Here is a 26,177-nt window from a genome sequence, read left to right as displayed (position 1 = left end):
TGCATGGAGTCTTGTGCTAACCGCACGCTCTCTGGATTTAACGCCTCGACGTCATATCTGCAACGGGGCGAGCAGTTGATTGGTAACGTCGGCTTCGCCGTATGTCGCGTGGACAGCCTAGTGACCACAGCAAGATCGATCGAAAAGCTATTCACCGGAGGACGATCCACGTGACAGCTCACGTTCGCCTATGGTGAGCATCGGTCCGGATGGCGGCTTCCTGCCAGCAACTCGCCTTAGTTAACTGATGTCCGCGATGAGTCGATAGGAGCGACCGAGTGGGTCTCCAGCGAGCGACAGCAGTCACCCTCCCGCTGCCACCCGATCAATTTCGGCTTTGGGCACATTGCTGCCGTACGGAGGCAAACCGCGACCGTCAGCAACCGCTGCACAGCCGCCATCCAGAAAATGTCGACAGCAAGCAGCGCGCATATCGGCTGCAGCTGATCCCCTCAGCCAGCCGCCGCATCACCCCACACCTTCAACCGACACCCTGCGCCCGCCTTCGCCAGAACGCCGCGTCGATGAGCTGTTCGGCGCCGGTGCGCGCGTTGACGAGCCAGAACGCTTGCCCGTCTGCACTGAGGCGCGCGACCTCGCCCTCGTGCCGCCCGGCGCGCACGCGCTGGCCGACGGTGTTGGCCGGGAAGTCCGGCCGCGCGGCCAACTCCAGCAGGGGCGTGGCCGCGCGCGTGTCGCCCGCCAGCCGCAGCCGCTGCATCAGCGGCGCCAGCAGCGGGCTGGCCGCATCGGCTGGCGACACGAACAGCACCAGCTTGGCCTGCGCGCGGCTCAGGCCCACGTTGAGCAGGCGCTGCGCTTCCTCGCCGTGCAGAAAGGGCTGGGCGCCGTCGGCGGGGTCGAACAGCACCACCGGCGCCTCGCTGCCCTGCGCCCGGTGCACGGTGCTGACGCGCAGCTGCTCCGGCAGCCCGCGCGCGCGCAGCCGCTGGCGGATCAGCGCGCGCTGGGCACGGAAGGGCGTCAGCACGATGACCTCCTCGGCCTGCCACTGGCCGCTGGCCAGTGCCTGAGTCAGCAGCTCGGCGATGGCCTCGGCCGATTCGCGCCGCACCGGCCCGCGCTCGGCGGCCACCCAGCCGCCGTCGGTCTTGAGGCGGTGCACGTGCACATGCGCGTCGGCCGGGATGTCGCCCAGCGTGCGCTGCCGGGCGGCCAGCCAGTCGGGCGAGCGATCGGCGTCGTCCGCCACGCGCAGCAGGCCGTCGTAGAACAGCTGGCTGACGAGCTCACCGATGGGCGGCGCCATGCGCGATTGCTCGTCCAGCAGCGCGACCGACGCGGCTTGCGCGCCGGTGCCTCGCGGCATCTCAGCGAAGGCAGAGCGGCCCAGCCAGCGGCGGGCCAGCCGATCCTCGCTGCGTTGTACGGGCGAGAGCTGCTGCGGGTCGCCCGCGAACAGCCGCGCGCGGCCCAGCGGCATCAGCGCCAGCGTGTGGGCCAGGCTCACCTGGCTGGCTTCGTCGAACACCAGCAGGTCGAAGGGCGGCTCGCCGTCGGGGGCCAGTTCGCGCAGGGTCTTCAGCGTGAAGGCCGCGCGCGTGGTCGTCATGCTGGCCAGGCGGCAGCGCTGCAGCACCTTCAGCGACGAGGCGCGCAGCTCGTCGCGCAGGTCGCTCACGCGGTCGGCCCAGGCCTTCAGCGCGTGCGCGTCGCGGCTGGGCGGTCGGGCGGCTTCGGCGCGGGCGAGGCGGGCGATGAGCTCGCGGTCCTGCGTGGGGATGAGGTGCTCGCGGCCGTCGTAGGCGGCGGCGTCGAAGCGCGTGCCCAGGCGCTGCACGGCGGCGCGCAGGGGCTCGCGCCGGCCCTTTTGTAGCGCCTTGTCGACGGCCAGCGTGGCCAGGTCCACGGCCTGGTTGGTGGTGGACAGCAGCAGCACACGCGCCGTGGGGTGGCGGTCCAGGTACTCGGCCAGCAGCACGCCCAGCGTGGTCGTCTTGCCGGTGCCGGGCGGCCCCCACAGGAAGGCGCTGCTGAAGCCGGTGAGCGCCAGCGCGGCGCGTTGCGCCGGCCGCAGCCAGCGGAAGGGCTCGCCGGTCAGCGGCGTGCCGCCGCGCAGCGGGCGGGGGGCCGAGAGATCCGGCAGGCAGGCCAGCGCGGCCTCGGCCCACGGCGTGTCCCACCAGGCATCGGCCACGGCGTTCAGGAAGCGCGTGGGGTAGAGCCGGATCAGGTGGCCGGCCGGCGGCGGTGGGCTGCTGGCGTTCTGCAGCACGAGCTGGTCGTCCTCCACGACGACGGCCAGCACGCTGGCGCCGCCCTTGGCCGGGCTGCCCCACCAGGCAGCGGCGCCGTCCAGGCTGTCGTCCAGCAGCGCCTGGGCGGAGGCGGCGCCGGGCCGCTGGCCTTCGGCGAACACATAGCCCGGCTCCAGCGTGACGCGCCACAGCGTGCCGTCACGCTCGGCGTGCAGCACCTTGAAGTCGTAGTACTCGGGTGTGGCCGAGAGCTCGGCGGTCAAGGCCGCGCGGATGTCGGCGAGGCTCATGGCATCTGGCTGGTCGAAAACAGGGAGGGTGAAACTGTAAATGCATACAGCATCCGGCCGACCTTGATCTTGCTCAAGACGCACCACGTGTGGCGCGGTTAGCCTGCGCAGCCACCACCATCACTCACCGGGTCGCCAGGATGTCCATCGAGTTGTTCCGCCAGGACCGGCATGTCTGCGTCATGTTTGCCCGGCTGGGTGACGAGGGCGGCGATGCGGTGCAGTCCAACCAGTTCCTGCTCGTCAACGGGGACACCGGCGCCATCCTGGACCCCGGCGGCAACATTGCCTACAACGAGCTCTACCTCGGCATGTCGGCCTTCTTTGCGCCCCACAAGCTGGCCGCGATCGTGGCCTCGCATGCCGACCCCGACATCATTGCCTCGCTGGACCGCTGGATGACGGCGACCGAGGCGCCGGTCTACATCTCGCGCATCTGGGAGCGCTTTGCGCCGCACTTCTGCAAGCCGGGCAAGACGGCCGGCCGCATCGTGGGCCTGCCCGACGCGGGCGAGCGCCTGCGGCTGGGCACGGGGGCAGACCGCTTCGAGCTGTGGGCGCTGCCGGCGCACTTCCTGCACGCCGAGGGCAACTTCCAGTTCTACGACCCGGTCAGCCGCATCCTGTTCTCGGGCGACCTGGGCGCGTCGCTGGGCGTGAGCCTGAACCCGGAGCAGCCGGTCACGTCGCTGGCCGCGCACATCCCGCGCATGGAGGGCTTCCACCGCCGCTACATGGTCAGCAACAAGGTGCTGCGGCTGTGGGCGGCCATGGTGCGGCAGCTGGACATCCAGATGATCGCGCCGCAGCACGGCGCGCCGATGGTGGGCCCGGCGGTGCAGGAGTTCATCGCCTGGGTGGAGCAGCTGGAATGCGGCGTGGACCTGTTCGGGCCGGCGAACTACCGCGTGCCGGGCTGAGAGCCTGTGAACCCGTCCAGCACACCCGCTCGGCCGCCCCAAACGCCGCCACTCGGGCGCGCCGGATTCATGCACAGGCTCTGAGGCGGCGGCGCTGTCATGGCCGCGCCACACGCGGCCGCTAGGCTGCCGGCTTTCAGCCGGGAGCCGAACTTGGGGCACATCGAAGACGAGCTGGTAAAGAGCATTCACCGCGATCTGCAGGACGATTTCGACGAAGAGCTCGAGCTGGAGTTGGAGGACCGCGACTTCAGCGACCCGGGTGCCGACGCAGCGCCCGAGGTGTCCGCGCAGCGCAAGCGCTACTTCCGCGAGCTGTTCCGGCTGCAGAGCGAACTGGTGAAGCTGCAGGACTGGGTGCAGCACACCGGCCACAAGGTGGTCATCCTGTTCGAGGGCCGCGACGCGGCGGGCAAGGGCGGCGTCATCAAGCGCATCACGCAGCGGCTGAACCCGCGCGTGTGCCGCGTGGCCGCGCTGCCGGCGCCCAACGACCGCGAGCGCACGCAGTGGTACTTCCAGCGCTATGTGTCGCACCTGCCGGCGGCCGGCGAGATCGTGCTGTTCGACCGCAGTTGGTACAACCGCGCCGGCGTGGAGCGCGTGATGGGCTTCTGCACCGACGAGCAGTACGAGGAGTTCTTCCGCTCGGCCCCCGAGTTCGAGCGCATGCTGCAGCGCTCGGGCATCCAGCTCATCAAGTACTGGTTCTCCATCAGCGATGACGAGCAGCGCGTGCGCTTCCTGGGCCGCATCCATGACCCGCTCAAGCAGTGGAAGCTGAGCCCCATGGATCTGGAGTCGCGCCGCCGCTGGGAGGAATACACCAAGGCCAAGGAGGTGATGCTGGAGCGCACGCACATCCCCGAGTCGCCCTGGTGGGTGGTGCCCGCCGACGACAAGAAGCGCGCGCGGCTGAACTGCATCCACCACCTGCTGAGCCAGATGCCCTACCAGGAGGTGCCGCATGCCGACATCGAGCTGCCGGCGCGCGAGCGGCGCGAGGACTACATCCGGCACCCGGTGCCGGCCGAGCTCATCGTGCCCGAGGTGTATTGAGCAGCTCCTAACATCCGGGGCATGAAGCTGCCCTGGTCTCTGCTGGCGGTCATCGCCGTCGCGTCGCTCGCCTCCTGGGGCTGGCGCAGTCATGTGTCTGCGCAGGATGCGCGCCAGCTGGCTGCGCACGTGCAGCCGGGCGACATCCGCATGATCTCGTCCGAGACCTGCGGCTGGTGCACTGCCGCGCGGCGCTGGATGACGAGCGAGGGCATCCCGTTCCAGGAGTGCTTTCTGGAGCGCGATGCGCAGTGCCGTGCGGACTATGTGGCCCGCGGCGGGCGCGGCACGCCCACGCTGTTGGTGCGCGGGCAGACGGTGATCGGCTTCGACCGCGCACGCATGCTGCAGATCCTGGACGACAAGGCCGAGCCGAGTCGGCAGCGCTGACTCAGCAGCGCTGGCGACTCGACTCGGCGGCAGTGGAAAAAGGCGTCATTCGCATGAAATGGACGCCCGGCTCAGATGCGCTTGGTGGCGGGCTTGGCAGCGGCCAGCGTGGTGTGGCGCAGCAGCGTCGCTTCGCTGTAGCCGGTGACGACGACGCGCGGCAACTGGGCCACCACTTGTGCCTCAGTGCGCACGGCCGTGCCGGTCACGATGACGCGGGGCAACTGGGCGATGACCGGGGCTTCGGCACGGACGGCCTTGCCGGTGACGACGACGCGTTCCAGCTTGACGGTGGGCTGCGGCGCGGCGGTGGCGGCGACGGAGAAGGTCAGGCCAGCAGCAGCGGCGATGACGGCGGTGAAGAGCTTGTCTTGCAGGTTCATGATGGACTCCATTCGGTGGGTTTCGAACCGCGTGATTGCTTGTTCGATGGAGTCAGTGTCTGCAATGGGGCCGGGCCCCGCCACCCGACTGCGATCAATCGCGGGCCGCGCCGGATGAACTGCAGCAAGGCGGGATGAGTGGTAACCCGCGGCGCCGGTTTCAGCCGCGTTCAGCCCAGCTGCAGGCCCAGACGGGCCACGTCGCCCCGGCCCTGGCGCACCAACACGGGCTCGTCGCCCTGGCTGAGGTCCAGCACCGTGGTGGGCTGGGCCGGGCAGGCGCCGGCGTCAAGGATGAACTGCAGCTGCCGGTCCAGCCGCTCGGCCACTTCGCTGGCGTCGTTCAGCGCCTCGCTGTCGCCGGGCGGGATCAGCGTGGTGGACAGCAGCGGCTCGCCCAGCAGCGCCAGCAGGTCCTGCGTGACGCGGTGCTCCGGCACGCGCAGGCCGATGGTGCGGCGGCTGGGGTGCGAGAGGCGCCGCGGCACTTCCTTGGTGGCCGGCAGGATGAAGGTGTACGCCCCCGGTGTGGCCAGCTTCAGCAGCCGGTACTGCCGGTTGTCCACCATCGCGTAGGTGGCCAGCTCCGACAGGTCGCGGCACAGCAGCGTCAGGTGGTGCTTGTCGTCCACCCCCCGCACCCGCCGCAGGGCCTCGGCCGCTGACTTGTCGTTCAGGTGGCAGACGAAGGCGTAGCTGGAGTCGGTCGGCACCGCGCCGATGCCGCCGGCCTGCAGCATCTGCACGCACTGGCGCAGGAAGCGGGGTTGCGGGTTGTCGGGGTGGACTTCGAAGAGCTGGGCCATGCGGCCGATCCTACCGGCCAGCGCCGATGTCGATTCGCTTTACAGACGCAGGCGATCTGCCGCGGGTTGTTGGTCCGCGCGCCCATGAGCAGCGGCCAATGGCCTGGAACTTGCGACCTGGGCAGGCCTCCCTTCATAGCGAGGCATTGCCATGAAATCCATTCGCGCTTGGAGTCTGGTCTTGACGATGGGTGCCGCGTTGCTGGCGCCGCCTGCGCAGGCCGGGGTGGTGTTCGGCATGGACCCCACCGGCCTGACCGGCGGCGTCTTCCGATGGGATGCTGCGGCCCGCACCATCGACGGCAATGAGCGCTCGCTGGACGGCGGCTTGCGCTATTCCATGTCCGGCGGCTCCTTCGAGGCTTTCCGTGACCGCTTCACCTGGTCTGGCGCAGCGCCCACCGTGGCGGCCTTCACCCAGGCGGTGCAGGACTCCTTCGCCGCCTGGGCCTCGGTGGACCCGGTCACTGGCTTGGGCACGGCCCTGAGCTTCGTGGCGGACCTGGGCACGTCGGTGCAGGGGGTGGCGGGCGGTGGCATCGACATCAACGGGGCTGAGATCGACCTGATCGCGACCGCCGATGCCAGGTTCTGGAATGTCGGTGACAACGGCTTGCAGGGCGAAACCTGGTTCAACGGCATCGGCTCGCCGGTGACGCTGACCTCCGGTGTCGCCAATTACGCGCATTCCCGTGCGATCTCGGGTGCCGACGTCTATCTCAACAGCAACAGCGGCGCGGCCTACACGCTGGACATCTTCCAGCGGCTGCTGACCCACGAGCTGGGCCATGCGCTGGGCTTGGGTGATGTGGAGGGCGACATCAACCCGGGGAGCTTCATCGACGACAACTTCAGCGCGGCCGACCCGGCCGGTACGATGAGCAACTCCTGGGCGCTGCTGGTGGACCCGTTCGATCCTTCGAGTTCGGCGGGCCTGCAGCGCTACGGCATCGGTGCCAGCAGCACGGCTGCCGGGGTCAACCTGCTGATGGAGTCCCGTGGCCTGGGCATCAGCGCCGCGTTGCCGCTGGGCACGGCCGTGCCGCTGACCAACGACGAGTACGGCACCCGCCAATTCCTCTATCCCGAACTGCAACGCGCCGAGGCGCTGCCCGAGCCGGGTTCGCTGGCGCTGGTGGGTCTGGCGCTGGCTGGGCTGGCGGCGGGGCGCCGGCCAAGTCGTCGCGGCTGAACGCGCGATGACTCAGCCGCCTACAGTTGTCGGGCGGTGGATGCGATCCGCCAGGGCCGCCCACACGGGTGTGAGGCTGGCGGGCAACGGCGGCAGCGTGCCGAGATCGACGCGGCTTTCCTCGGGGCAGTGGAAGTCCGAGCCGCGCGAGGCCAGCAGGTCGAACTCGCGGGCGATGTCTGCGTATTCTGTGAACTCGGCCGGCGTGTGGCTGCCGGTCACCACCTCGATGCCGCGGCCGCCGTGGGCGACGAACTCGGTGATGAGCGCGTATTCCTCGGTGGGCGTGAAGTCGTAGCGGCCAGGGTGGGCGATGACGGCGGCGCCACCCGCGCGGGTGATCCAGCCCACCGCATCCTTCAGGCTGGCCCACTTGTGCGCCACGAAGCCGGGCTTGCCCTCGGTCAAGAAGCGACGGAAGACCTCGGGCACGTCGCTGCAGTGACCGCCGTCCACCAGAAAGCGGGCGAAGTGAGTGCGCGAGATCAGGTCGGGGTTGCCGACGTACTTCAGCGCGCCCTCGAACGCGCCGGGGATGCCGGCCGCTGCCAGGCTGGCTGCCATCTCGCGGGCACGGGCCTCGCGGCCGCCCCGGGTGGCGCGCAGGCCCTCGATCAGTTCGGGCGCGGTGTGGTCGAAGCCCAGGCCCACGATGTGCACCACGCGGCCCGCGAAGGTGACCGAGATCTCGGTGCCCGTCAGGTAGGGCAGGCCCAGCGCCCGGGCGGCGTCGATGGCGCGCTGCTGGCCGCCGATCTCGTCATGGTCGGTCAGCGACCACAGCTGCACGCCGGCCGCGTGCGCCCGCGCGGCCAGCGCCTCGGGCGTCAGCGTGCCGTCCGAGACGGTGGAGTGGCAGTGCAGGTCGGCGTTGAGCGTGGCGGCGAGGTTCACAGCTTGATTCTGGCAGGCCGGCCATGCCGCTACCGTCAGCAGGGCTTGTTGCTCACAGCCGGAAGGCGTTGACGGTGTCGTCCATGCCCTGGGCCTGGCCGCGCAGGCTGTCGGCCGCGGCGGCGGCCTCCTCGACGAGCGCCGCGTTCTGCTGCGTCATGGCGTCGATGGCCCGCACCGCGTCACCCACCTCGTCGGTCTGTTGCGCCTGGGCGCGCGTCTGTTCAGCCATGGCGTGGATGAGCGTGTTCATGTCACGCACCTTGCCGAGGATGGCCTCGACGGCGCTGCCCGCCTCAGCGGCCTGGGCGGTGCCGGCCTCCACGCGCTCAACGGACTGACCGATCAGCGACTTGATCTCGCGGGCCGCCGTGGCGCTGCGCTGGGCCAGCGCGCGCACCTCGGTGGCCACCACGGCGAAGCCCCGGCCAGCGTCGCCGGCCCGGGCGGCCTCGACCGCGGCGTTCAGCGCCAGGATGTTGGTCTGGAAGGCAATGCCGTCGATCAGGCCCGTGATGTCGCCGATGCGGCGGCTGGCCTCCTCAATGCCCTTCATCGTGGCGACGACCTCGCCGACGATCTGCCCGCCCTGCGCGGCAACGCCGGCCGCCGAGCTGGCCAGCGCCTCGGCGTCGCGTGCCGAGGCCCGGCTGTGCTGCACGGCTGCGGTGAGGGACTGGACGTTGGAGGCGGTCTGCTGCAGGCGCGCGGCGGCCTGCTCGGTGCGGTCGGCAAGATCCTGGTTGCCCGCCGCGATCTCGTGCACGGCATGGCGTATGCCTGCGGCGTCGGTGTGGATGCGCTCCACCAGGTCGCGCAGGCGCTGCTGCATGTGACCCAGTGCGCTGAGCACGCGGCCGAGCTCGTCGCGCCGGCCCGCGGGCACGGTCTGGCTGAGGTCACCGGCGGCGATGCGTTCGGTCACGTCCACCATCTGCCCCACCGGAATCAGCAGTTGCCGGATGGAGCGCACCATGATGAAGACCATCAGCGCCAGCGTTGCCGGCAGCAGCACGAGCACGGCGTTGCGCGAGGTGCGGGCGGTGTCGGCCCGGTCGGCCAGCGCGGCCTGCAGCGCCTCGACCACCTGCGCGCTGAGCTGGCTTTGCAGCGCAGCAGCCTCTGCGAGGCGGGCGGCCAGTTGATCCAACGGGAAGTTGACGTCGCTGGCAGCGGCCGCCAGCGTCTCGTCCACCTGCTGGCGCTGCGCCTTGGCTTTGTCCGCCAGGGGCTTGAGGCGTTCGCTGAGCGCGCCCTGGTCGGCCTGCAGCGCCAGCTGCAGATGGATTTGCATCTGTGTGGCGTGCTCGCGGTAGCGGGTGTGCGCGGCCGCCATGTTGGCCATGTCGTCCACAGCGGCGGCGCGGGCCAGGGCGCCGAGCTCGGACAGCGCGTCCTGCACCCGGGGTGCTGCCTGCAGGCCCGCGATGATGGCGAAGTAGGACGAGGCCTGTGGGTCCAGCAGCAGGCCTGTGCCGGCGTTGAGCTCGGCGATGGCCTCGAACGCCAGGTGCGCCAGCTGGCGCTGTGCGGTCATGAGGCGGCCCGCATCGAGCGGGCCCTCCGTCAGCGCCTTGGTCAGGGTGGCTTGCAGTGCCCGCAGCCCCGACACGCGCTCGCGCTGCTGGGCGACGAGGGCCGGCGCCAGCTTGTCGTCGGCCAGCGCCTGCTCCAGCGCTTGCAGCGCTTGCAGCACCTGCTGCGTGGCGGCGACGGCCTGTGGCTTGAGCTCAGGCTTGGTGCTCAGCGCCTCGGCGCCCAGGCCCCGCTGATGCTGCAGCGCGGCCAGCAGCGCCTGCCAGGCCTGGTTGGCTGGCAGGCCATGTTGTTCGGTGGACACGACATCGAGTTGCTCGATGTACTGGTTCAGCAGCGCGCTGCTGGGCAACAGGCCCAGCATCAGCGACAGCACGGCCACAAGACCGAGCCGCGTGCGCAGGCTCCAGTGTTCGGAGAACTTGAGTAGCGTCATGGGTGGGGTTGTTCAGGCGGCCAGGTCGTGGCGCGGTTGGGGATGGCGGCGGTCGATGAAGTAACGGCTGTTGCCGGCGCGGCCTTTGGCCACGCGCTTGGGCTCGGCGAGCGCGGCGCTCAGTGCGCGCGCGTTGTCGAACGAGCCGGGCACATGCAGGATGGCGCCCGCCGAGAAGGTGGGCAGCGGGTGGAAGCTGGGCTGGTGCTGGCGGTTCAGCGTCACGTAGCCGCCGGCAGCCAGGTGCTCGGCGGAGAAGAAGCTGCGCACGCCGGCATCAAAGGCCTGGCAGATGCGGGTGAGGCGTGCCTCCCAGTCCGGGCTGATCATGGCCAGCACGAAATCATCGCCACCCACATGGCCCACGAAGTCCAGCTGCGGGTCCACCGCCTGGGTCAGCACGCGCGCCGCCAGGCGGATGATGTCGTCGCCGATGCGGTAACCGTAGACGTCGTTGAAGGGCTTGAAGTGGTCGATGTCCCACACCACGGCGGCGAAGGTTTCGCCGGCCTCGATGAGGCGCTCCAGGTGGTTGTCCAGCGGCACGTTGCCGGGCAGCAGCGTCAGCGGGTTGGCGTAGCGGGCGGCGTGTACCTGCAGGTCGGAGACGGCCTTGAGCAGGTCGGAGCTGCGCCCGGCGCCGAAGTAGCTGCCCTCACGGGTGACGATGAAGCCGTCGATCATCAGCCGCTCGTCCAGGTTGGCCACGGCGTCACTCATCGCGCGCAGCGGCGTGGCGACGTCGAACACCAGGGGGTGCGGGTCCATCAGCTCCACGCAGCTGCGCCGGTCGAAGATGTCCATGAAGAAGCGCTCCGTGCTGCGCTTGAGCACATGCAGCGAGCGCAGCACGCCGATGGGGCGCTGCTGGTCGTCGAGCACGGGAATGGCCAGCAGTTGGTCGTCGCCGTGGAACAGGTCCACGATGCTGCGGCAGCTGGTGTCCGGCGTGACGGTGAGCCCGCGGCGAGCCAGCTGTGCCGCGGTCGTGATGGCGCCCTGGCCCAGCGGCAGCGCCAGATCGTTCTGCAGCAGGCGGGGTTGCGCAGCGGTGGCCAGGCGCGCGCTCCATGGCACGCTCAGCGATGCGCGCGGCGTGGCGCTGGGGCGGGCGAAGAGGTAGCCCTGGCACAGCGTCACGCCCAGGCGGCGCAGCACGTCCAGGTCAGGCTCCTGCTCCAGCCCCTCGGCCACCACCTCGCAGCCGCTGGTGGCAGCCATCTCGACGATGGAGCGCACGAACTGCTGCTTCAGCGGCTCCTGCGCAATGCCGTCGATGAAGTGGCGGTCGATCTTGACGAAGTCCGGCCGCATCTCCATCCAGCGGCGCAGCGACGCAAAGCCTTCGCCAAGGTCATCCAGCGCAACACGAAAGCCCCGCTCGCGCAGCGCCTGCAAGGCGCCATCCAGCTGCGCCATGTCGTCGATGGGCCGCGTCTCGGTCAGCTCGATGACCACACGGGAGGTCGGCAGGCCGAGTTCCTGCAGCTGCGCGGCCAGCCGGCCGGCATGCTCGCGCGCGCCCAGCAGGGTGTCGGCGGTGACGTTGAGGAACAGGCTGCCGGGCAGGCCCAGTGCCTTGAAGCGCTGCATTGCGCGCTGCACGATCAGCCGCTCCAGCTCCACCAGCCGGCCCAAACGCGCTGCGGCCTCGAACAGCACCAGGGGCGAGTGCAGCGGGCCGTCAGCCGGCGCGCGCGTGAGGGCCTCGAAGCCGTAGATGTCGGCGCGGTCGATGGCGACCAGCGGCTGGAAATGGATGTCGAAGCTGCGCTGCGCGATCAGCCGGTCCAGGGCGTGGGCAAGAGGGTCTGGCGCCGATTCGCGCATGAGGGCTCCGAGCGGCGCGCCCTGCCGAAACAGCCGACAGAGCCACCGCTGCCCATTCTTGGAAGCGGTTGTGACAGTCCCGTGACGCGGGTAAGCCCGGGTGTTGCTCCTGCCAACTGCGTCACGCCCCGGGCGCGCGGGGGGGGCTCAGCGCCTCAGCGGCTCAGGCCGCGGCCTCGATGACGTATTGCAGTCGCTGCTGCCCTTGCCACTCGTCCAGGCTGAGCCGGTAGGCCAGCGTGGCGCGCTCGGGCAGCATGTCCACGTGGTTGAACCAGATGCCGTCGATGAGCCGGCCGGCCTGGCGCAGCCGCAGCTTGAGGTGCTTCTCGCCGACCAGGCGCTGCGAGACCAGCTCGAAGCGGTCGCAGAACACCGGCGGCTCGAAGCCCTGGCCCCAGACCTGTGCGTCCAGCAGCCTCGCCGTCTCGGGCGTGGCAGCCTCGGGCGGCAGCGCGCCGTCATGGCGCAGCGTGCGGGTCAGGTCCTGCTCGCTGAGCCACTCCTCGGCCACCCGGGCCAGCGCGAGCGCAAAGCGGTGGATGTCGTCCACGGCCAGCGTGGCGCCCGCCGCCATCGCGTGGCCGCCGAACTTGGCCAGCAGGTCGGGCTCGCGCTTGGCCACAAGGTCCAGCGCGTCGCGCAGGTGAAAGCCCGGGATGGAACGGCCCGAGCCCTTGAGCTGGCCGTCGGCACCGCGCGCGAACACGAAGGTGGGGCGGTGTACGCGATCCTTGATGCGCGATGCGACGATGCCCACCACGCCCTCGTGGAAGTCGGCATCGAACAGCGCCACGGCTGGCGGCAGTGCGCCCTGCAGCGCCTCGACAAGCCCGTCCAGCCGCGCCTCGGCCATCTCGCGCATGCCGGCCTCGATGTCGCGGCGCTCGCGGTTGATGCTGTCCAGCTGCGTGGCCAGCGCCAGCGCGCGCTCGGGGTCGTCGGTGGTCAGCGCCTCGATGCCCAGCGTCATGTCGGACAGCCGGCCGGCGGCGTTGATGCGCGGGCCCAAGGCAAAGCCGAGGTCAAAGCCCTGGGCCTTGCTGGCATCGCGCTTGGCGGCGCTGAACAAGGCCATCACGCCCGGCTGGGCGCGGCCGGCGCGCATGCGCTTGAGGCCCTGGGCGACGAGGCGGCGGTTGTTGGCGTCCAGCTTCACCACATCGGCCACCGTGCCCAGCGCCACCAGGTCCAGCAGACCGTCCAGCCGCGGCTCGGGCTGGGGCAGGGCGCCGCGGCGGCGCAGCTCGGCGCGCAGGCCCAGCAGCACGTAGAAGGCCACGCCCACGCCGGCCAGCGACTTGCTCGGGAAGCTGCAGCCGGGCTGGTTGGGGTTGACGATTGCCGAGGCCTCGGGGACGACAACGGCGCCGTCGACGACGGCGGGCAGGTGGTGGTCGGTCACCAGCACCTGCAGACCGCGCGCGCGGGCATGGGCCACGCCGGCCAGGCTGGCGATGCCGTTGTCCACCGTCACCAGCAGGTCGGGCTGCTGTGCCAGCGCCAGGTCCACGATGGTGGGCGTGAGGCCGTAGCCGTGCACGGCGCGGTCGGGCACGACGTAGCCCACCGTGTCGGGCCGGGCGCCCAACTGGCGCAGGCCGCGCAGCATCACGGCGCAGGCGGTGGCGCCGTCGCAGTCGTAGTCGGCCACGATGACGATGCGCCGGCCGGCCTGCAGCGTGTCGGCCAGCAGCGTGGCGGCCGCGTCCAGCCCCAGCAGGCCGGAGGGCGGCAGCAGCTGGCCGAGGTTCTCGTCCAGCTCGGCGGCCTCGCGCACGCCGCGCGCGGCCAGCAGCCGCGCCAGCAGCGGGGCCACGCCGGCCTGCTCCAGCGCCCAGGCGCTGCGCGGGTTGACCTCGCGCTCCACCAGCCGCGGCGCGTTCACAGCGTCTCCAGCACGCTGGCCAGCTCGGGCGCCTGGAAGCGGCGCTTGAGCCGCTCCATCCACGTCAGCGGCTGGGCCGTGAAGCGGCGCGCGAAGCGCTGCCCGCACAGCGTCAGGCTGGTCAGCGGCTGCGCCAGCAGGCCGGCATCCAGCCGCTGCCAGGCCTCGGCCCAGGCGGCGAGGTCGCCGTTGAGCAGCGGCGCGGTCAGGCGGTCGTCTACCGTGATGTCGACGGGCTGGCCGTTGCTGCGGCCGATGTCGCCGATCCAGACCGAGTTGACGACATGCTCGCCACGCGCCTCGCGCTCGGCGTTCAGTGCATGGCCGTGCAGCAGCATCTGGGCCTCGTTCTGCCAGCGGCGCAGCGTGCGATGCTGCGGCAGCCAGGGCTCGATGTGCTGGCCGGCGGCGCGCTCGAAGCTGGCGGCCTGCAGGCTGTCCAGCGCGCTGGCGTGGCCGATGGCCCAGCGCTGCGCATCCAGCAGCCGCCATTGCCAGCCCTCAGCCTCGGGCCACAGCTCGCGCAGCACGGCGGCGAAGCGGGCGCCTTCGGATTCCGACAGTGCGAGCGCGGCAGGCGGCAGCACGTCCACGCCATCGGTGCCGACGGCCAGGTGCACCGGCGTCATCAGCGCCCAGCGCAGCTCAGGGCCGGCGTTCACGGCCCAGGCTGCAGCGCTGGGCTCGGCCTGGCCGCGCAGCGCGGCCAGCGCCAGGTGGTGCGGCGGCTGGGGCGAGAACTCGTCGCTGCCCCAGGTCTCGGCGGGGCTGAGCCGGGCCAGCTGGGCGGCCAGATGGGGCAGGGCCAGGCCGGCAAAGGCATGTCGCGCGGCGTCGTCCAGCGCGGCGGCATGGGGAATCATCAGGTGCATGTACCGGATTATCCGGACAGCCCTCGCCAGGCTCGACGGCGACTCACATGGCTGTCACAAAGCGTTCATACACTTTTCATCATGACCGCTGCCCATTCGTCGACACCGCTGAAGTTGCTCAATCGCGAGCAGGCCATTCTGGAGTTCAACCGCCGTGTGCTGGCCCAGGCCCAGCGCGAGGACGTGCCGCTGCTGGAGCGGCTGCGCTACATCTGCATCGTGTCCAGCAACCTGGACGAGTTCTTCGAGGTGCGCTTTGCCGACATGCTGGACGCCGCGCGCGACCCGCTGAGCACCGTAACGGGCCAGGACGTGGACCGCGTAGGCCGCGCCGCCCACACTTTGATCGACGAGCAGTACCACGTGTTCAACGAGCAGGTGATGCCGCTGCTGCGCAAGCAGCGCATCGTCATCCTCAACCACGCCGACCGCGACGACGCGCAGCGTGCCTGGGTGAGCAAGTTCTTCGAGCGCGAGGTCAAGCCGCTGCTGGTGCCCGTGGGCCTGGACCCGGCCCACCCCTTCCCGCAGGTCGCCAACAAGTCGCTGCACTTCATCGCGCGGCTGTCGGGCAAGGACGCTTTCGGCCGCGACAACCGCATCGCCATCGTCAAGGTGCCGCGCGTGCTGCCGCGCGTGATCAAGCTGCCGGCGCACCTGTCCGACGGCCATCAGGCCTTCGTGCTGCTGACCAGCGTCATCCGCGCCCACCTGGAGGAACTGTTCCCCGGCCGCAAGGTGGAGGCGTTCTCGCAGTTCCGCGTCACGCGTGACTCCGACCTGGAGGTGGACGAGGAGGAGATCGCCAACCTGCGCCATGCGCTGCGCTCCGGCCTGACGACGCGCCACTTCGGCCGCGCCGTGCGGCTGGAGGTGGTCAACACCTGCCCGGCCGAGTTGTCTGCCTTCCTGCTGGAGCAGTTCGGCCTGCCCGCGGCGGCGCTGTACCGCGTCAACGGGCCGGTCAACCTGGTGCGCCTCAACGAGCTCATCGACCAGACCGACGCGCCTGCGCTGCGCTTCGCGCCCTTCGAGCCGGCCTGGCCCAGCGGCCGGCTGCCACGTCACAAGTCCATCTTCGACAAGCTGCGCAAGGGCGACGTGCTGCTGCACCATCCGTTCGAGAGCTTCGATCCCGTCGTGCAGATGCTGCGCGAGGCCGTCAACGACCCGGACGTGCTGGCCATCAAGCAGACCATCTACCGCACCGGCGCCAAGAGCGAGTTGATGGACCTGCTGATCGAGGCGGCGCGGCGCGGCAAGGAGGTCATGGCCGTTGTGGAGCTGAAGGCGCGCTTCGACGAGGAGGCCAACATCAACTGGGCGGAGCGGCTGGAGGCCGTGGGCGCGCAGGTGGTGTACGGCATCGTGGGCTACAAGACCCACGCCAAGCTGTTGATGGTGATGCGCCGCGAGGGCGGCAAGCTGCGCCGTTATGCCCACCTGTCCACCGGCAACTACAACCCCAAGACGGCCCGCCTGTACACCGACGTGGGCCTGCTGACCGCCGACCCTGACCTGACGGCCGATGCCGACTCGGTGTTCCGTCAGCTGGCGTCGCTGGGCAAGTTCAAGGCGCTGCGCCGCATGCTGCTGGCGCCGTTCAACATGCACAGCCGCATGGTGGAGTTGCTGGCCCAGGTGGAGGCTGCGGCGCGCGCCGGCTACAAGGCCGCGCGCGTGGTGGTCAAGATCAACGCGCTGACCGACGCCGAGCTCATCCAGGCGCTGCTGCGCACCGCGCAGGCCGGCGCGAAGGTGGACCTCATCGTGCGCGGCGCCTGCATGCTGCCGCCAGGGCTGCCCGGCGTCAGCGACAACATCGTCGTGCGCTCGGTGGTGGGCCGTTTCCTGGAGCACACGCGGGTCTGCTACTTCCGCTGGGCGGAGGGCGACGAGGGTGAGGCGCTGTTCCTGTCCAGTGCCGACTGGATGAGCCGCAACATGTTCCGCCGCATCGAGGTGGCCTGGCCGGTGCTGGACGCCCGGCTGCGCCAGCGCGTCATCGACGAGGCCTTGCAGCCCTACCTGCATGACACGCTGGACGCCTGGCAGCTGGGCCCGGACGGCCACTCGGTGCGCATCGGTGGCGAGCGTGGCGTCAGCGCGCAGCAGGCGCTGATGCGGCGCTACAGCAGCGATGTCTGAGTCCCTGCGCCCGCAACGCTCGAACAAGGTGAGCTCATGGACCTGATCCTGTGGCGCCATGCCGAAGCCGAGGTCATCGCGCCCGGCCAGGACGACCTGCAGCGCCTGCTGACGCCCAAGGGCGAGCGCCAGGCGCGGCGCATGGCCGCCTGGCTGAACCATCGGCTGGCCGCGTCCACGCGTGTCCTGGTCAGCCCGGCGCTGCGCTGCCGCCAGACGGCCGATGCGCTGGGCCGCGAGGTGCGCATCGTGCCGGCCCTGGCGCCGGATGCGCCCCTGCAGGCGCTGCTGGAGGCCGCGCGCTGGCCCAAGGCCAGCGAGCCGGTGCTGATCTGCGGCCACCAGCCCACCCTGGGCCAGCTGGCGGCGCACCTGCTGGCCGGCGTGGAGCAGGACTGGGCGGTGAAGAAGGGCGCTGTCTGGTGGCTGCGCTGGCGTCAGCGCGACGGCGCGCCCGAGGTGACGCTGCACGCCGTGCAGGGGCCGGACGCGCTGTAGCCGGGGCGGCTTCCCGCCCGCCCGGCGCCCCGTTCAGCTGACGATCAGTTCCAGCAGATCGCCGCGCGCCCAGGCCTCGGCCTCTTCCTTCAGCAGGAAGCGGGTGCGCGCCTGTTTGTTGGACCAATTGCGCGGGCTGCGCAGCGTCAGGCGCCGCCCGGCCCGCTCCAGCGTGGGCACGCTCGGTGGCACCGTGCGGGCGTGGCACAGGATGACGGCCAGCCGCAATGCAATGAGCTGCTCCAGCAGGCCGGTCTCGCCGAGCTGTGCCTCCAGCTTGCGCAGCCCACCGCGCTGGCCCAGCGCCAGCGTGGCCAGCCGCTGCAGCTGGTTGGTGGAGAAGCCCGGCGCGTCCGCGTGGCCCAGGATGTAGGCGCTGTGGCGGTGGTGGTCGTGATGCGACACCAGCATGCCGATCTCGTGCAGCGCGGCGGCCCAGCGCAGTTCGCGCAGCGGCTCGGCCAGCGGCTTGGGCACCAGCTGGCGGTAGAGCTTCTCGGCCTTGGCGGCCACGCGGTCCGCTTGCGCCTGGTCGACGCTGAAGCGTTGTTGCAGCTGCTTCACGGCATCGGCGCGCGGGTCGCGGGCGCCGCTGGGCTGCAGCCGTTCGGCCAGATCAAAGATCACGCCCTGGCGCAGCGCGCCCTTGGTGGGCAGCAACTCGTCGATGCCGAACTGCGTCAGCAGCGTGTAAAGGATGCACAGGCCGCCGGCCACGACCGGGCGGCGGTCGTCCTTCATGCCGGGCAGCTGCAGCTTGTCCTGCGAGCCCGCGGCCAGGCATTGGTTGATGCACCAGCGCAGCGCAGCCGGCGTGATGCGGCCGTCGGTCTGGCCCGACGCCGCGAGCACCTGCGACACCGCACCCGCCGTGCCCGACGAGCCCAGCGCTTCCTTCCAGAGCTCGGGGCGGAACAGCGTCAGCCCTTCCTCCAACTCGGCGCCGGCAGCCACCTGCGCGGCGCGGAAGGCCTCCTCCGTGTAGCGGCCATCGCCGAAGAAGCGCATGGACAGGCCCACGCTGCCCACGCTGTAGGACTCGGCCAGCACGGCCTTGCGGCCGGTGCCCAGGATCATCTCGGTGGAGCGGCCGCCGATGTCGATGACCAGCCGCGGCTTGTCCGACGGCTGCAGCCGGGCGACGCCGGCGTAGATCAGGCGGGCCTCCTCGCGGCCGGCGATCACCTCCACCGGATGGCCCAGCACAGCCTGCGCGCGTGCCAGGAAGGCGTTGCGGTTGCGGGCTTCGCGCAGCGTCTGCGTGGCCACGGCCCGCACGCGCTCCGGCGGGATGCCCGCGAGCTGCGCGCCAAAGCCCTTGAGGCAGTTCAGGCCGCGCTGCATGGCGGCCTCGGTCAGCATGCCTTCGGCGTCCAGGCCGGCGCCCAGGCGCACGCTTTCCTTGATGTAGCTGACGCGCTGATAGCGCTCGCCGCTGAGGCGGGCCAGCTCGAGTCGGAAGCTGTTGGAGCCGATGTCGATGGAGGCCCAGAGTTGGCCGGCGGGTTCGGGGCGCGTCGTCATGGCGGCGGATTGTCGGGGCAAAATTTGACGCTCCTTCGTAACTCACGGCCCCTGGAGCGCCCATGCTGAAAGACGACATCGACAGCCTCAGCCCCGCACGCGACTTCAGCCGGCGCAGCTTCGTGCAGACCACGGTGGGCAGCGGTTTTGCGGCGGCTGTGCTGCCGGTGACGGCGCAGACGGTCACGACCGACGCGGCGGGCCTGGAGGCGGGCGCGGTGACCATCCCGGTGGGCGACTTCGCCATGCCCGCCTACCGCGCCCGGCCGGCCGGCAAGCAGCAGCTGCCGGTCGTGCTGGTGGCCAGCGAGATCTTCGGCGTGCACGAGCACATTGCCGATGTGTGCCGGCGCTTCGCCAAGGCGGGCTATCTGGCCATCGCGCCGGAACTGTTCGTGCGCCAGGGCAACGCCGGGGCCTACACCGAGGCGGCACGGCTGATCGCCGAGGTGGTCAGCAAGGCCAGCGATGCGCAGGTGATGGCCGACCTGGACGCGACGGTGGCCTGGGCGGCCGCCCAAGGCGGCGACACCGCCCGGCTGGCCATCACCGGCTTTTGCTGGGGCGGCCGCACGACCTGGCGCTACGTGGCGCACAACCCGCGCGTGGCGGCAGGGGTGGCCTGGTACGGCCCGGTGGCGCGGGCCTACCACCCGGGTGACAAGACCATCGTCGAGCTGGCCGCGGCCATCAAGGCGCCGGTGCTGGCGCTGTATGGCGCGGCCGATGGCGGCATCCCGGTGGAGACGCTGACGCAGCTGGAGGCGGCGCTGAAGGCGGCCGGCAACGTGAAGAGCGAGTTCGTCGTCTACCCCGACACACCGCATGCCTTCCATGCCGACTACCGGCCCAGCTACCGCAAGGCCGCGGCCGAGGACGGCTGGAAGCGCTGCCTGGCCTGGCTGGCCGCCCACGGCGTGAAGGCTTGACAGCTCTGCTACGCTGAACGCACTCGGGCCGCAGCTGCGGCCCGTTGCTTTGGCAGATTTCATGACGCTTCTCTATATCGTGCTCGCGACCTTTGCGGGCGGCCTGCTGTCGGTGCTGGTGGCCGCCAGCCTCACCGTGGGCGTGCTGACCCGCCTGGTGAAGAGCCTGGTCAGCCTGTCGGCCGGCATCCTGCTGGGCACCTCGCTGCTGAACGTGCTGCCCGAGGCCTTCGAGAGCCACACCGCCGAGCCGCAGACGCTGTTCGCCGTGCTGCTGGGCGGCCTGCTGTTCTTCTGGCTGCTGGAGAAGGTGGAGCTGTACCGGCATGTGCATCACCACGAGGGCGACGGCCACCACCACCATCACCACTTCGACGCCGAGCAGGCGGGCCGGGGCGGGCTGTCGGTGCTGGTGGGCGACAGCATCCACAACTTCTGCGACGGCGCCATCATCGCGGCCGCCTTCCTGGCCGACACCAAGCTGGGCGTCGCCACCGCGCTGGCCATCGTGGCGCACGAGATCCCGCAGGAGGTGGGCGACTACATCGTGCTGCTGAACGCCGGTTTCAGCCGCGCCAAGGCGCTGATGTTCAACGCCTTGTCGGGCATGGCGGCGGTCTTGGGCGGCGTGCTGGGCTGGCTGCTGATCGGCCAGTTCGACCTGGCGCTGCCTTACCTGCTGGTGCTGGCGTCCAGCAGCTTCATCTACGTGTCGGTGTCGGACCTGCTGCCGCAGTTGCAGCAGCGCCTGGCCATCCGCGAGACCATCGCGCAGGTGGCCTGGCTGGCCGTGGGCCTGGCGCTGTCGCTCGGCGTGTCGACGCTGCTGCACGGTTCGCACGCGCACTGAGCCGCGCGGCGCGCTGGCGTCACGGGGCCGGCGGCCGGGCGCGCTCGAGGTCCAGCACGGTCTGGTTCAGCAGCGGCGCGACCCAGTCGGCATCGCCGGTGTTGGTGAATGCCGCACTGGCGCTGCGGCCGCGCTGGTCCACGATCACCAGTGACGTGAATCCGCGCCAGCCGCCGTCGTGGGCCAGCACAGGCCGGCCGTCGACCTCGCTCCCAGCCCAGCCCAGCGCGTACTCGCCTGCCTTCAGCGTGCGCAGGCGGCGCACATAGCCGTCGGGCAGTGGCGTGGCCTCGCCGCGCAGCGCGCGCAGATGCCAGCGCACCCAATGGGTGAACTGGGCGGGGCTCATCGTGGTGCCGCCTCCGGCTGGGGCCAGCAGGTCCAGCCACGCGGCGAGCTCAGGGTCCTCCGGCGCGACCGGCGTTTGCTGACCCTTGGCGCCCGCATGGCCGGCGGGGCGGTCGGTCAGGGGGGCGGCGGCGGTGGTCCAGCTCAGCTGCAGGCCCAGGGGCTGGGCGAGCTCGCGCGCCATCAGTTCGGCATAGGGCTGGCCCGTGGCAGCTTCCAGCATCAGCGCGGCCAACGCGTAGCCGACATTGGAGTAGAGAAAGTCCTGGCCGGGGCGGGCTGCGGGTTCCTGCGTCAACGCCCAGGTCGCCAACAGGCGCAGGCGGCCCGCCGCGGTGGTGGGCAGGCTGTCCGTGCGCTCGGCGAGGAAGCTGACCAGCCGCGCGGCGTCGTCGTCGCCATCCAGGGCCAGCACGCCGCCGCGATGCGCGAGCAACTGCTCCAGCGTCACGCTGCGGTAGGCAGGCAGCATCACTTCGGCCAGCTCGGGCAGGGCGTCGGCCAGCGATGTGGTCCAGGCGATCGCGCCGCGTTCCACGAGGCGTGCGGCGAGGGCGGAGGTCATGGCCTTGGTGGTGGAGCCGATCATGAAGCTGTCGTCGGCGCGCAGCGGGGCGGTGCTCGCCATGCGGCGCACGCCGGCGTGTGCATGGGTGGTCTCGGTGCTGCCGAGGTGGCTGATGGCCACGCCCACCAGGCCGGCGCGCACCGCCTGATCGGCGCTGCGCTGCAGCGCGGTGTCTGTGGTGCTGCTGTTGCCGCCGCCGCAGGCAGTCAGTGCCGTGGCGGCGATCAGGGCGAGGGTGAGGGTGCGGAAGAACATGGGCAAGGCGTCAGAGTGAAGACGCTCCGCATTCTTCGCAGCGCACCCCAAGCGCAGCCAAAGATCAGGTGGGCAGCTCCACGGTCACGCCCAGGCCGCGCCCTTGCAGGCCATCGCCCAGTCGCACCTGGCCACCCAGGCGGCGGCAGGCCTGGGCCACGATGGCCAGGCCCAGGCCGGTGCCGCGCACGTCGCGCGCGGCCTCGCCGCGCCAGAAGCGGTCGAAGGCCATCTCGCGTTGCTCGCGTGGGATGCCTGGGCCGTCGTCCGCCACATCGAGGCGAATGCGGTCGCCGCGGTGAGCGAGCGTGACGACGATGTGCCCGCCCCGTGGCACGTACAGCAGCGCGTTGTTGACGAGGTTGGTCAGGACGGACTCGAAGGCCTCGCGGTGCAGCGTCGCGGGCAGGCTGGCCGGCGCGTCGAGGGACAGTTCCAGGCCGCGCGCCAAGGCCTCGTCCGCTGCGGTGGCCAGCGCCTCTTGCACAAGCGCGGCGAGGTCCAGCGTTTGGCTGCCGGCATGCTTGCCGTCTTCCAGCGTCGCCAAGGTCAGCAGTTGGCGGCTCAGCTGGTCGCTGCGTTGCACTGCGGCCTGCAGGGCCGCCGCCGCTTCTTGGCGGCTGGCGTCGTCCACGGCGTGAGCCAGCAGGTGGGCTTGCGTGGCCACAACGGCCAGCGGTGTGCGCAACTCATGCGCTGCGTCTTGCACGAAGGCGCGCTCGCGTCGCAGTTGCGCGCGCAGGCGTGCCAGCAAGGCGTCGAAGGCGGTCACCAGCGTGCGCAGTTCGTCATGTCGTGGCTGGAAGTCCAGCGGCGCCAGGTCTTGCGCATCGCGGCGTGCGATGCGGTTGGCCAGTTGCACCAGCGGGCGCATGCCGCCGTGGGTCGCAATCCAGACCGGCAGCAGCACGAGCGGGAGTGCCACCAACAGCGAGGGCAGCAGGTCGGCGCCCAGCCAGGCGAGCACTTGGCGGTCGGCGAGCCGCGGTTCGGCCAGCGTCAGCTGCCATGGCCCAGACTGTGCGCGCGTGATCCAGTGGCTGTGCGCCTGCACGCGGTTCAGCCCCGGGGTTTGGTAGACCGCGTGGCCCTGGGCGTCGCTGATGCCCAGCTCAACGTCACCGAGCGCGAGGCCGCTTTGGCGGCGCAGGTGGTTCAGCTCCTCGGCACGCGCTTGCACGATGAGCCGGGCATCGCGCGCGTCGGGTTGCCCGGCCAGCGACGCGGCTAGCGCCTGCACCACCGCCAGTGCGCCGGGCCGCTCGGCCATCTCGCGCTTGAACTCCAGGAAGTTCAGCCCGAGCAGCAGCACGCCGGTCAGCGCAAAGGCCAGCAGCAGCGCGCTGACGATGCGTCGCAGCAGCGTGGGCCGCCACAGCGGCCGCAACCACGCGCTGACGCCGCCCGCGTGCTCAGGCATCGCTTGCCTGGGTCAGCAGCTGGTAGCCAATGCCGCGCACCGTGCGGATGCGCTCTGCCCCCAGCTTCTTGCGCAGGTTGCTGATGTGCATCTCCAGCGTGGCGTTGTCCAGGGGCTCATCCAGCGGCGCGAGGCGCTGGGCGATGCGGCTCTTGGGCACCACGCTGCCCGGCTCGCGGGCCAACTCCATCAGCAGCTGGAACTCGCGCCGCGTCAGCGGTAGCGGCGCGCCGGCAAGCTGAGCCGTGCGCGCGCGGGGCGTGATGCTGAGATCCCCCAGCTTCCAGGTGTCTTGCGCCTGCCGTGCGCTGCGGCGCACGACGGCGTGGATGCGCGACACCAGTTCCGGCATCACAAACGGCTTGAGCACCACGTCATCGGCGCCGCCGTCCAGGCCTGCCAGCCTGTCCTCCAGCGCGGTGCGCGCGGTGATGATGACGATAGGTGTGGCGGCGTCGGCGCGGCGCCAGCGGGCCAGCAAGTCCAGGCCGTAGCCGTCGGGCAGGTTCAGGTCCAGCAGCACGCAATCGGCCGCCACGTCGGCCAGCTGCGCGGGCGCATCGTGGGTGCGGCGCAGCCATTCGCAGCTGATGCCCTGCTGGCGCAGCGCGGCCTGCAGGCTGCGCCCCAAGTCCAGGTCATCCTCGATCAGCAGCAGGTGCATGCTGGCATTGTGTCCAGCCGACCTCAAGGCCGGCCAAAGATCACTTGACGATGAGCACCGGCAGGTCGACGTGGGTGAGCACCTTCTGCGCCTCGCTGCCCATCAGCAGCGCCGCAAAGCCCTTGCGGCCATGCGAGGCCATGACGATGAGGTCGACGGATTGATCCTTGGCGTGGTCGACGATGGCCTCCCAGGCGTGGACGGCTTCCACCGTGTGGCCCTGGCAGGCCAGGCCCTCGGCCGCAGCCGCGGCGCACACGTCTTCCACGCGCTTGCTGGCCAGGCGCTGCTGCGCGTCAATGAACTCCTGCGGCGGCACGGGCTGGATCTCCGAGACCGCGCTGTAGGGGAAGGGGTCCATGACGCTGAGCGTCAGCAGCTGCGCGCCGTGCAGCTTGGCGAGCTGGATGGCCATGTCCACCGCGTGGGTGGTGATGTCAGAGCCATCGGTGGGAACAAGGATGCGCTTGAACATGCAGTCCTCCTGTCGTCGTTGCGGAGAACCCCAGTGTGGCGCATGCCTGTGTCATGCGCTTGTCGGAGATCAACCCTTGGCGATCGGGCGCGCGGGGTCGGCGGACCACTCGCTCCACGAGCCGGCGTAGAGCACGCCCAGCCCCAGGCCGGCATGGGCCATGGCGAGCAGGTTGTGGCAGGCCGTCACGCCGGAGCCGCACTGGTGCACGACGCTGCCGGTGGCCAAGGCCTGCAGCTCGGTGCGCAACTGCGCGGCGGGCTTGAAGCGGCCGTCGGCGCCGAGGTTGTCCTTGAAGAAACGGTTGGCGGCGCCGGGGATGTGGCCGGCAGCCTTGTCCAGCGGTTCGACCTCGCCGCGGAAGCGCTCCCCGGCGCGGGCGTCGATGAGGCGCACGCGCCCCAGCTGCGTCAGCAGCGCCTCGGCGCTGATCTGTTGCACCAGCGGCGCGCCGGGCTGCCAGGTGCTGGGCGCGGCGGCCGGCAGCGCGGTCGTCATGTCGCCGTCCCAGGCGCCGTCCAGCACGGCCACCTCGGCATGGCCCAGCCATTGCAGCATCCACCAGGCGCGGGCGGCGTACATGCCGCCCTGCCGGTCGTACGCAACGACCTGGCGGCCTGCGCGCAGGCCCAGGCTGCGCATCAGGCTGGCAAAGGTGTCGCGTGCCGGCAGCGGGTGGCGGCCGTGGAATCGGCCGTCTGCGTCGGTGGTGGGGCCGGCGAGATCGCGGTCCAGGTGCAGGTAGAACGCGCCGGGGATGTGGCCGGCCGCGTAGGCGCGCTCGCCGGCGCCCGTGTCGGCAAGGTCGAAGCTGCAATCCAGGACGAGCGGGTCGTGCAGCGCGCGCAGTTCGGCGGCGGAGATCAGCGTCGTGTAGGCCATGGGTCAGGACTCGTTGGGGTTGAACTGGCTATCCTTGGGCGGCGGCGCGGCACGGGCGCGCAGCAAGGTGGCCGCGATGCCGGCGCCGATGATGAGCAGCATGCCCAGGGCCGCCAGCCAGGTCAGCGGGTCCTTGAACAGCAGCATGCCGTAGCCGAAGGAGAACACGATGCCCAGGTACTGCAGGCAGGCGTTCACCAGCGGGCGGCCGATGGCGTAGGCGCGGGTCAGGCAGACCTGGGCCGTCGTGGCCAGCAGGCCCACGGCCAGCAGCAGCGCGGCGCCGCGCAGCGTGTGGGTTTGCAGGCCGCCTTCGGTGATGCCGGTGATGACGGCGCCGGCGACGCAGCCGCCGGCGGAGAAGTAGAAGACGACGCGCAGCTCGGGCTCGCCGGCCCGGCCGAGTGCGGTGACCTGCAGGTAGGCCATCGCGGCGATCATGCCGGACAGCAGGCCCGCGAGGCCGTGCCACAGCTGCTGCTGGTCCAGCGTGGGACGCAGGATGAGCGCGACGCCGACGAAGCCCAGCAGCACGGCGGCCATCAGCCGCCAGTCCAGCTTCTGCGCGCCCATCAGCACAGCGCCGCCGAGCAGGAACAGCGCCATCCAGACCGAGGACATGTAGTTCAGCGTCATCGCCGTGGCCAGCGGGAGCTTGCCGATGGCATAGAACCACAGGCACAGCGAGGTGACGCCGGAGATGCTGCGCCACAGGTGCATGCCAGGCACCCGGGTGGCCAGGCTGAGGCCTTGCTGGCGCACCAGCACGGCCATCATCACCATGCCCACCAGGCCGCGGTACATGACGATCTCGCTGGCCGCGTAGAGCTCGCTGGCCAGCTTGACGCAGACGCCCATGGTGGCGAACAGGAAGGTCGCCAGGACCATGAGCACCGGGGCG

23 protein-coding genes are annotated in these 26,177 nt (G+C 70.8%); 8 read left to right on the top strand and 15 right to left on the bottom strand.

Annotated elements, in window-relative coordinates; translation table 11 throughout:
• Positions 1-481: 481 nt before the first annotated feature.
• Positions 482-2,509 (bottom strand): DEAD/DEAH box helicase, encoded by a 2,028-nt coding sequence (locus NYO99_RS17120; RefSeq protein WP_268168456.1) that lies wholly within the window; start codon positions 2,507-2,509, stop codon positions 482-484.
• Positions 2,510-2,649: 140 nt separating this feature from the next.
• On the opposite strand from NYO99_RS17120, the gene NYO99_RS17115 reads away from it, so the two are divergent.
• The 3 genes from NYO99_RS17115 to NYO99_RS17105 all read left to right on the top strand — a co-directional run bounded on the left by NYO99_RS17115 (position 2,650) and on the right by NYO99_RS17105 (position 4,878).
• The gene (locus NYO99_RS17115) at positions 2,650-3,429 is read left to right on the top strand and encodes an oxygen-binding di-iron domain-containing protein (RefSeq protein ID WP_268168455.1); all 780 of its coding nucleotides are present in this window, start codon (positions 2,650-2,652) and stop codon (positions 3,427-3,429) included.
• 153 nt (positions 3,430-3,582) lie between these two features.
• Entirely contained in the window at positions 3,583-4,488 is a 906-nt protein-coding gene (gene ppk2, locus NYO99_RS17110) for a polyphosphate kinase 2 (RefSeq protein WP_268168454.1), read from the top strand.
• 21 nt (positions 4,489-4,509) lie between these two features.
• Positions 4,510-4,878 (top strand): glutaredoxin family protein, encoded by a 369-nt coding sequence (locus NYO99_RS17105; protein ID WP_268168453.1) that lies wholly within the window; start codon positions 4,510-4,512, stop codon positions 4,876-4,878.
• Positions 4,879-4,949: 71 nt separating this feature from the next.
• Here the strand turns inward: NYO99_RS17105 and NYO99_RS17100 are convergent, their stop codons facing one another.
• A complete protein-coding gene (locus NYO99_RS17100) occupies positions 4,950-5,261 on the bottom strand; it encodes a hypothetical protein (RefSeq protein ID WP_268168452.1) in 312 nt (103 codons plus the stop codon).
• Between the two features lie 170 nt (positions 5,262-5,431).
• Entirely contained in the window at positions 5,432-6,067 is a 636-nt protein-coding gene (locus NYO99_RS17095) for an L-threonylcarbamoyladenylate synthase (protein WP_268168451.1), read from the bottom strand.
• A gap of 151 nt (positions 6,068-6,218) precedes the next feature.
• Between NYO99_RS17095 and NYO99_RS17090 the strand changes: the two genes are divergently transcribed.
• Positions 6,219-7,259 carry a PEP-CTERM sorting domain-containing protein gene (locus NYO99_RS17090; protein WP_268168450.1) on the top strand — a complete coding sequence of 347 codons (1,041 nt, stop codon included), beginning with the start codon at positions 6,219-6,221 and terminating at the stop codon, positions 7,257-7,259.
• Between the two features lie 12 nt (positions 7,260-7,271).
• Here the strand turns inward: NYO99_RS17090 and NYO99_RS17085 are convergent, their stop codons facing one another.
• From NYO99_RS17085 to NYO99_RS17065, 5 genes are all read right to left on the bottom strand, one after another.
• A complete protein-coding gene (locus NYO99_RS17085; protein ID WP_268168449.1) occupies positions 7,272-8,153 on the bottom strand; it encodes a 3',5'-nucleoside bisphosphate phosphatase in 882 nt (293 codons plus the stop codon).
• Between the two features lie 52 nt (positions 8,154-8,205).
• Entirely contained in the window at positions 8,206-10,125 is a 1,920-nt protein-coding gene (locus NYO99_RS17080; protein WP_268168448.1) for a methyl-accepting chemotaxis protein, read from the bottom strand.
• 12 nt (positions 10,126-10,137) lie between these two features.
• The gene (locus tag NYO99_RS17075) at positions 10,138-11,955 is read right to left on the bottom strand and encodes a bifunctional diguanylate cyclase/phosphodiesterase (protein WP_268168447.1); all 1,818 of its coding nucleotides are present in this window, start codon (positions 11,953-11,955) and stop codon (positions 10,138-10,140) included.
• Between the two features lie 163 nt (positions 11,956-12,118).
• The gene (gene recJ / locus NYO99_RS17070) at positions 12,119-13,843 is read right to left on the bottom strand and encodes a single-stranded-DNA-specific exonuclease RecJ (protein ID WP_268168446.1); all 1,725 of its coding nucleotides are present in this window, start codon (positions 13,841-13,843) and stop codon (positions 12,119-12,121) included.
• Complete coding sequence (locus tag NYO99_RS17065) at positions 13,840-14,715, bottom strand: hypothetical protein (protein ID WP_268168445.1); 876 nt, start codon at positions 14,713-14,715, stop codon at positions 13,840-13,842. The genes recJ and NYO99_RS17065 overlap by 4 nt, the downstream gene beginning before the upstream one ends.
• A gap of 81 nt (positions 14,716-14,796) precedes the next feature.
• Between NYO99_RS17065 and ppk1 the strand changes: the two genes are divergently transcribed.
• A complete protein-coding gene (gene ppk1 / locus NYO99_RS17060) occupies positions 14,797-16,863 on the top strand; it encodes a polyphosphate kinase 1 (RefSeq protein ID WP_268168444.1) in 2,067 nt (688 codons plus the stop codon).
• Between the two features lie 36 nt (positions 16,864-16,899).
• Complete coding sequence (locus tag NYO99_RS17055) at positions 16,900-17,361, top strand: SixA phosphatase family protein (protein WP_268168443.1); 462 nt, start codon at positions 16,900-16,902, stop codon at positions 17,359-17,361.
• Between the two features lie 33 nt (positions 17,362-17,394).
• On the opposite strand, the gene NYO99_RS17050 is transcribed toward NYO99_RS17055, so the two are convergent.
• The gene (locus NYO99_RS17050) at positions 17,395-18,885 is read right to left on the bottom strand and encodes a Ppx/GppA phosphatase family protein (protein WP_268168442.1); all 1,491 of its coding nucleotides are present in this window, start codon (positions 18,883-18,885) and stop codon (positions 17,395-17,397) included.
• Between the two features lie 62 nt (positions 18,886-18,947).
• Between NYO99_RS17050 and NYO99_RS17045 the strand changes: the two genes are divergently transcribed.
• Together NYO99_RS17045 and NYO99_RS17040 are read left to right on the top strand one after the other, a co-directional pair.
• Complete coding sequence (locus NYO99_RS17045) at positions 18,948-19,814, top strand: dienelactone hydrolase family protein (RefSeq protein ID WP_268168441.1); 867 nt, start codon at positions 18,948-18,950, stop codon at positions 19,812-19,814.
• Between the two features lie 61 nt (positions 19,815-19,875).
• Positions 19,876-20,664, top strand: a complete 789-nt coding sequence (locus NYO99_RS17040; protein ID WP_268168440.1) for a ZIP family metal transporter — start codon at positions 19,876-19,878, stop codon at positions 20,662-20,664.
• 19 nt (positions 20,665-20,683) lie between these two features.
• Here NYO99_RS17040 and NYO99_RS17035 read toward each other — a convergent pair whose 3' ends face one another.
• From NYO99_RS17035 to NYO99_RS17010, 6 genes are all read right to left on the bottom strand, one after another.
• Complete coding sequence (locus NYO99_RS17035; protein ID WP_268168439.1) at positions 20,684-21,835, bottom strand: serine hydrolase domain-containing protein; 1,152 nt, start codon at positions 21,833-21,835, stop codon at positions 20,684-20,686.
• A 64-nt stretch (positions 21,836-21,899) separates the two neighbouring features.
• A complete protein-coding gene (locus NYO99_RS17030; protein ID WP_268168438.1) occupies positions 21,900-23,255 on the bottom strand; it encodes a sensor histidine kinase in 1,356 nt (451 codons plus the stop codon).
• Positions 23,248-23,919: a response regulator transcription factor gene (locus NYO99_RS17025; RefSeq protein WP_268168437.1), complete on the bottom strand. Its 672-nt coding sequence runs from the start codon at positions 23,917-23,919 to the stop codon at positions 23,248-23,250. The genes NYO99_RS17030 and NYO99_RS17025 overlap by 8 nt, the downstream gene beginning before the upstream one ends.
• 40 nt (positions 23,920-23,959) lie before the next feature.
• Positions 23,960-24,394 (bottom strand): universal stress protein, encoded by a 435-nt coding sequence (locus NYO99_RS17020; RefSeq protein WP_268168436.1) that lies wholly within the window; start codon positions 24,392-24,394, stop codon positions 23,960-23,962.
• Positions 24,395-24,463: 69 nt separating this feature from the next.
• Positions 24,464-25,276: a sulfurtransferase gene (locus NYO99_RS17015; RefSeq protein WP_268168435.1), complete on the bottom strand. Its 813-nt coding sequence runs from the start codon at positions 25,274-25,276 to the stop codon at positions 24,464-24,466.
• A gap of 3 nt (positions 25,277-25,279) precedes the next feature.
• Positions 25,280-26,164, bottom strand: a complete 885-nt coding sequence (locus NYO99_RS17010) for a DMT family transporter (RefSeq protein WP_268168632.1) — start codon at positions 26,162-26,164, stop codon at positions 25,280-25,282.
• Positions 26,165-26,177 lie beyond the last annotated feature (13 nt).

It is taken from the genome of Roseateles hydrophilus (assembly GCF_026712245.1).
Lineage (GTDB): Bacteria > Pseudomonadota > Gammaproteobacteria > Burkholderiales > Burkholderiaceae_C > Pelomonas > Pelomonas hydrophilus.
Note: the sequence above shows the minus strand (reverse complement) of the source record. Positions and strands in the feature narration are given on the sequence as shown.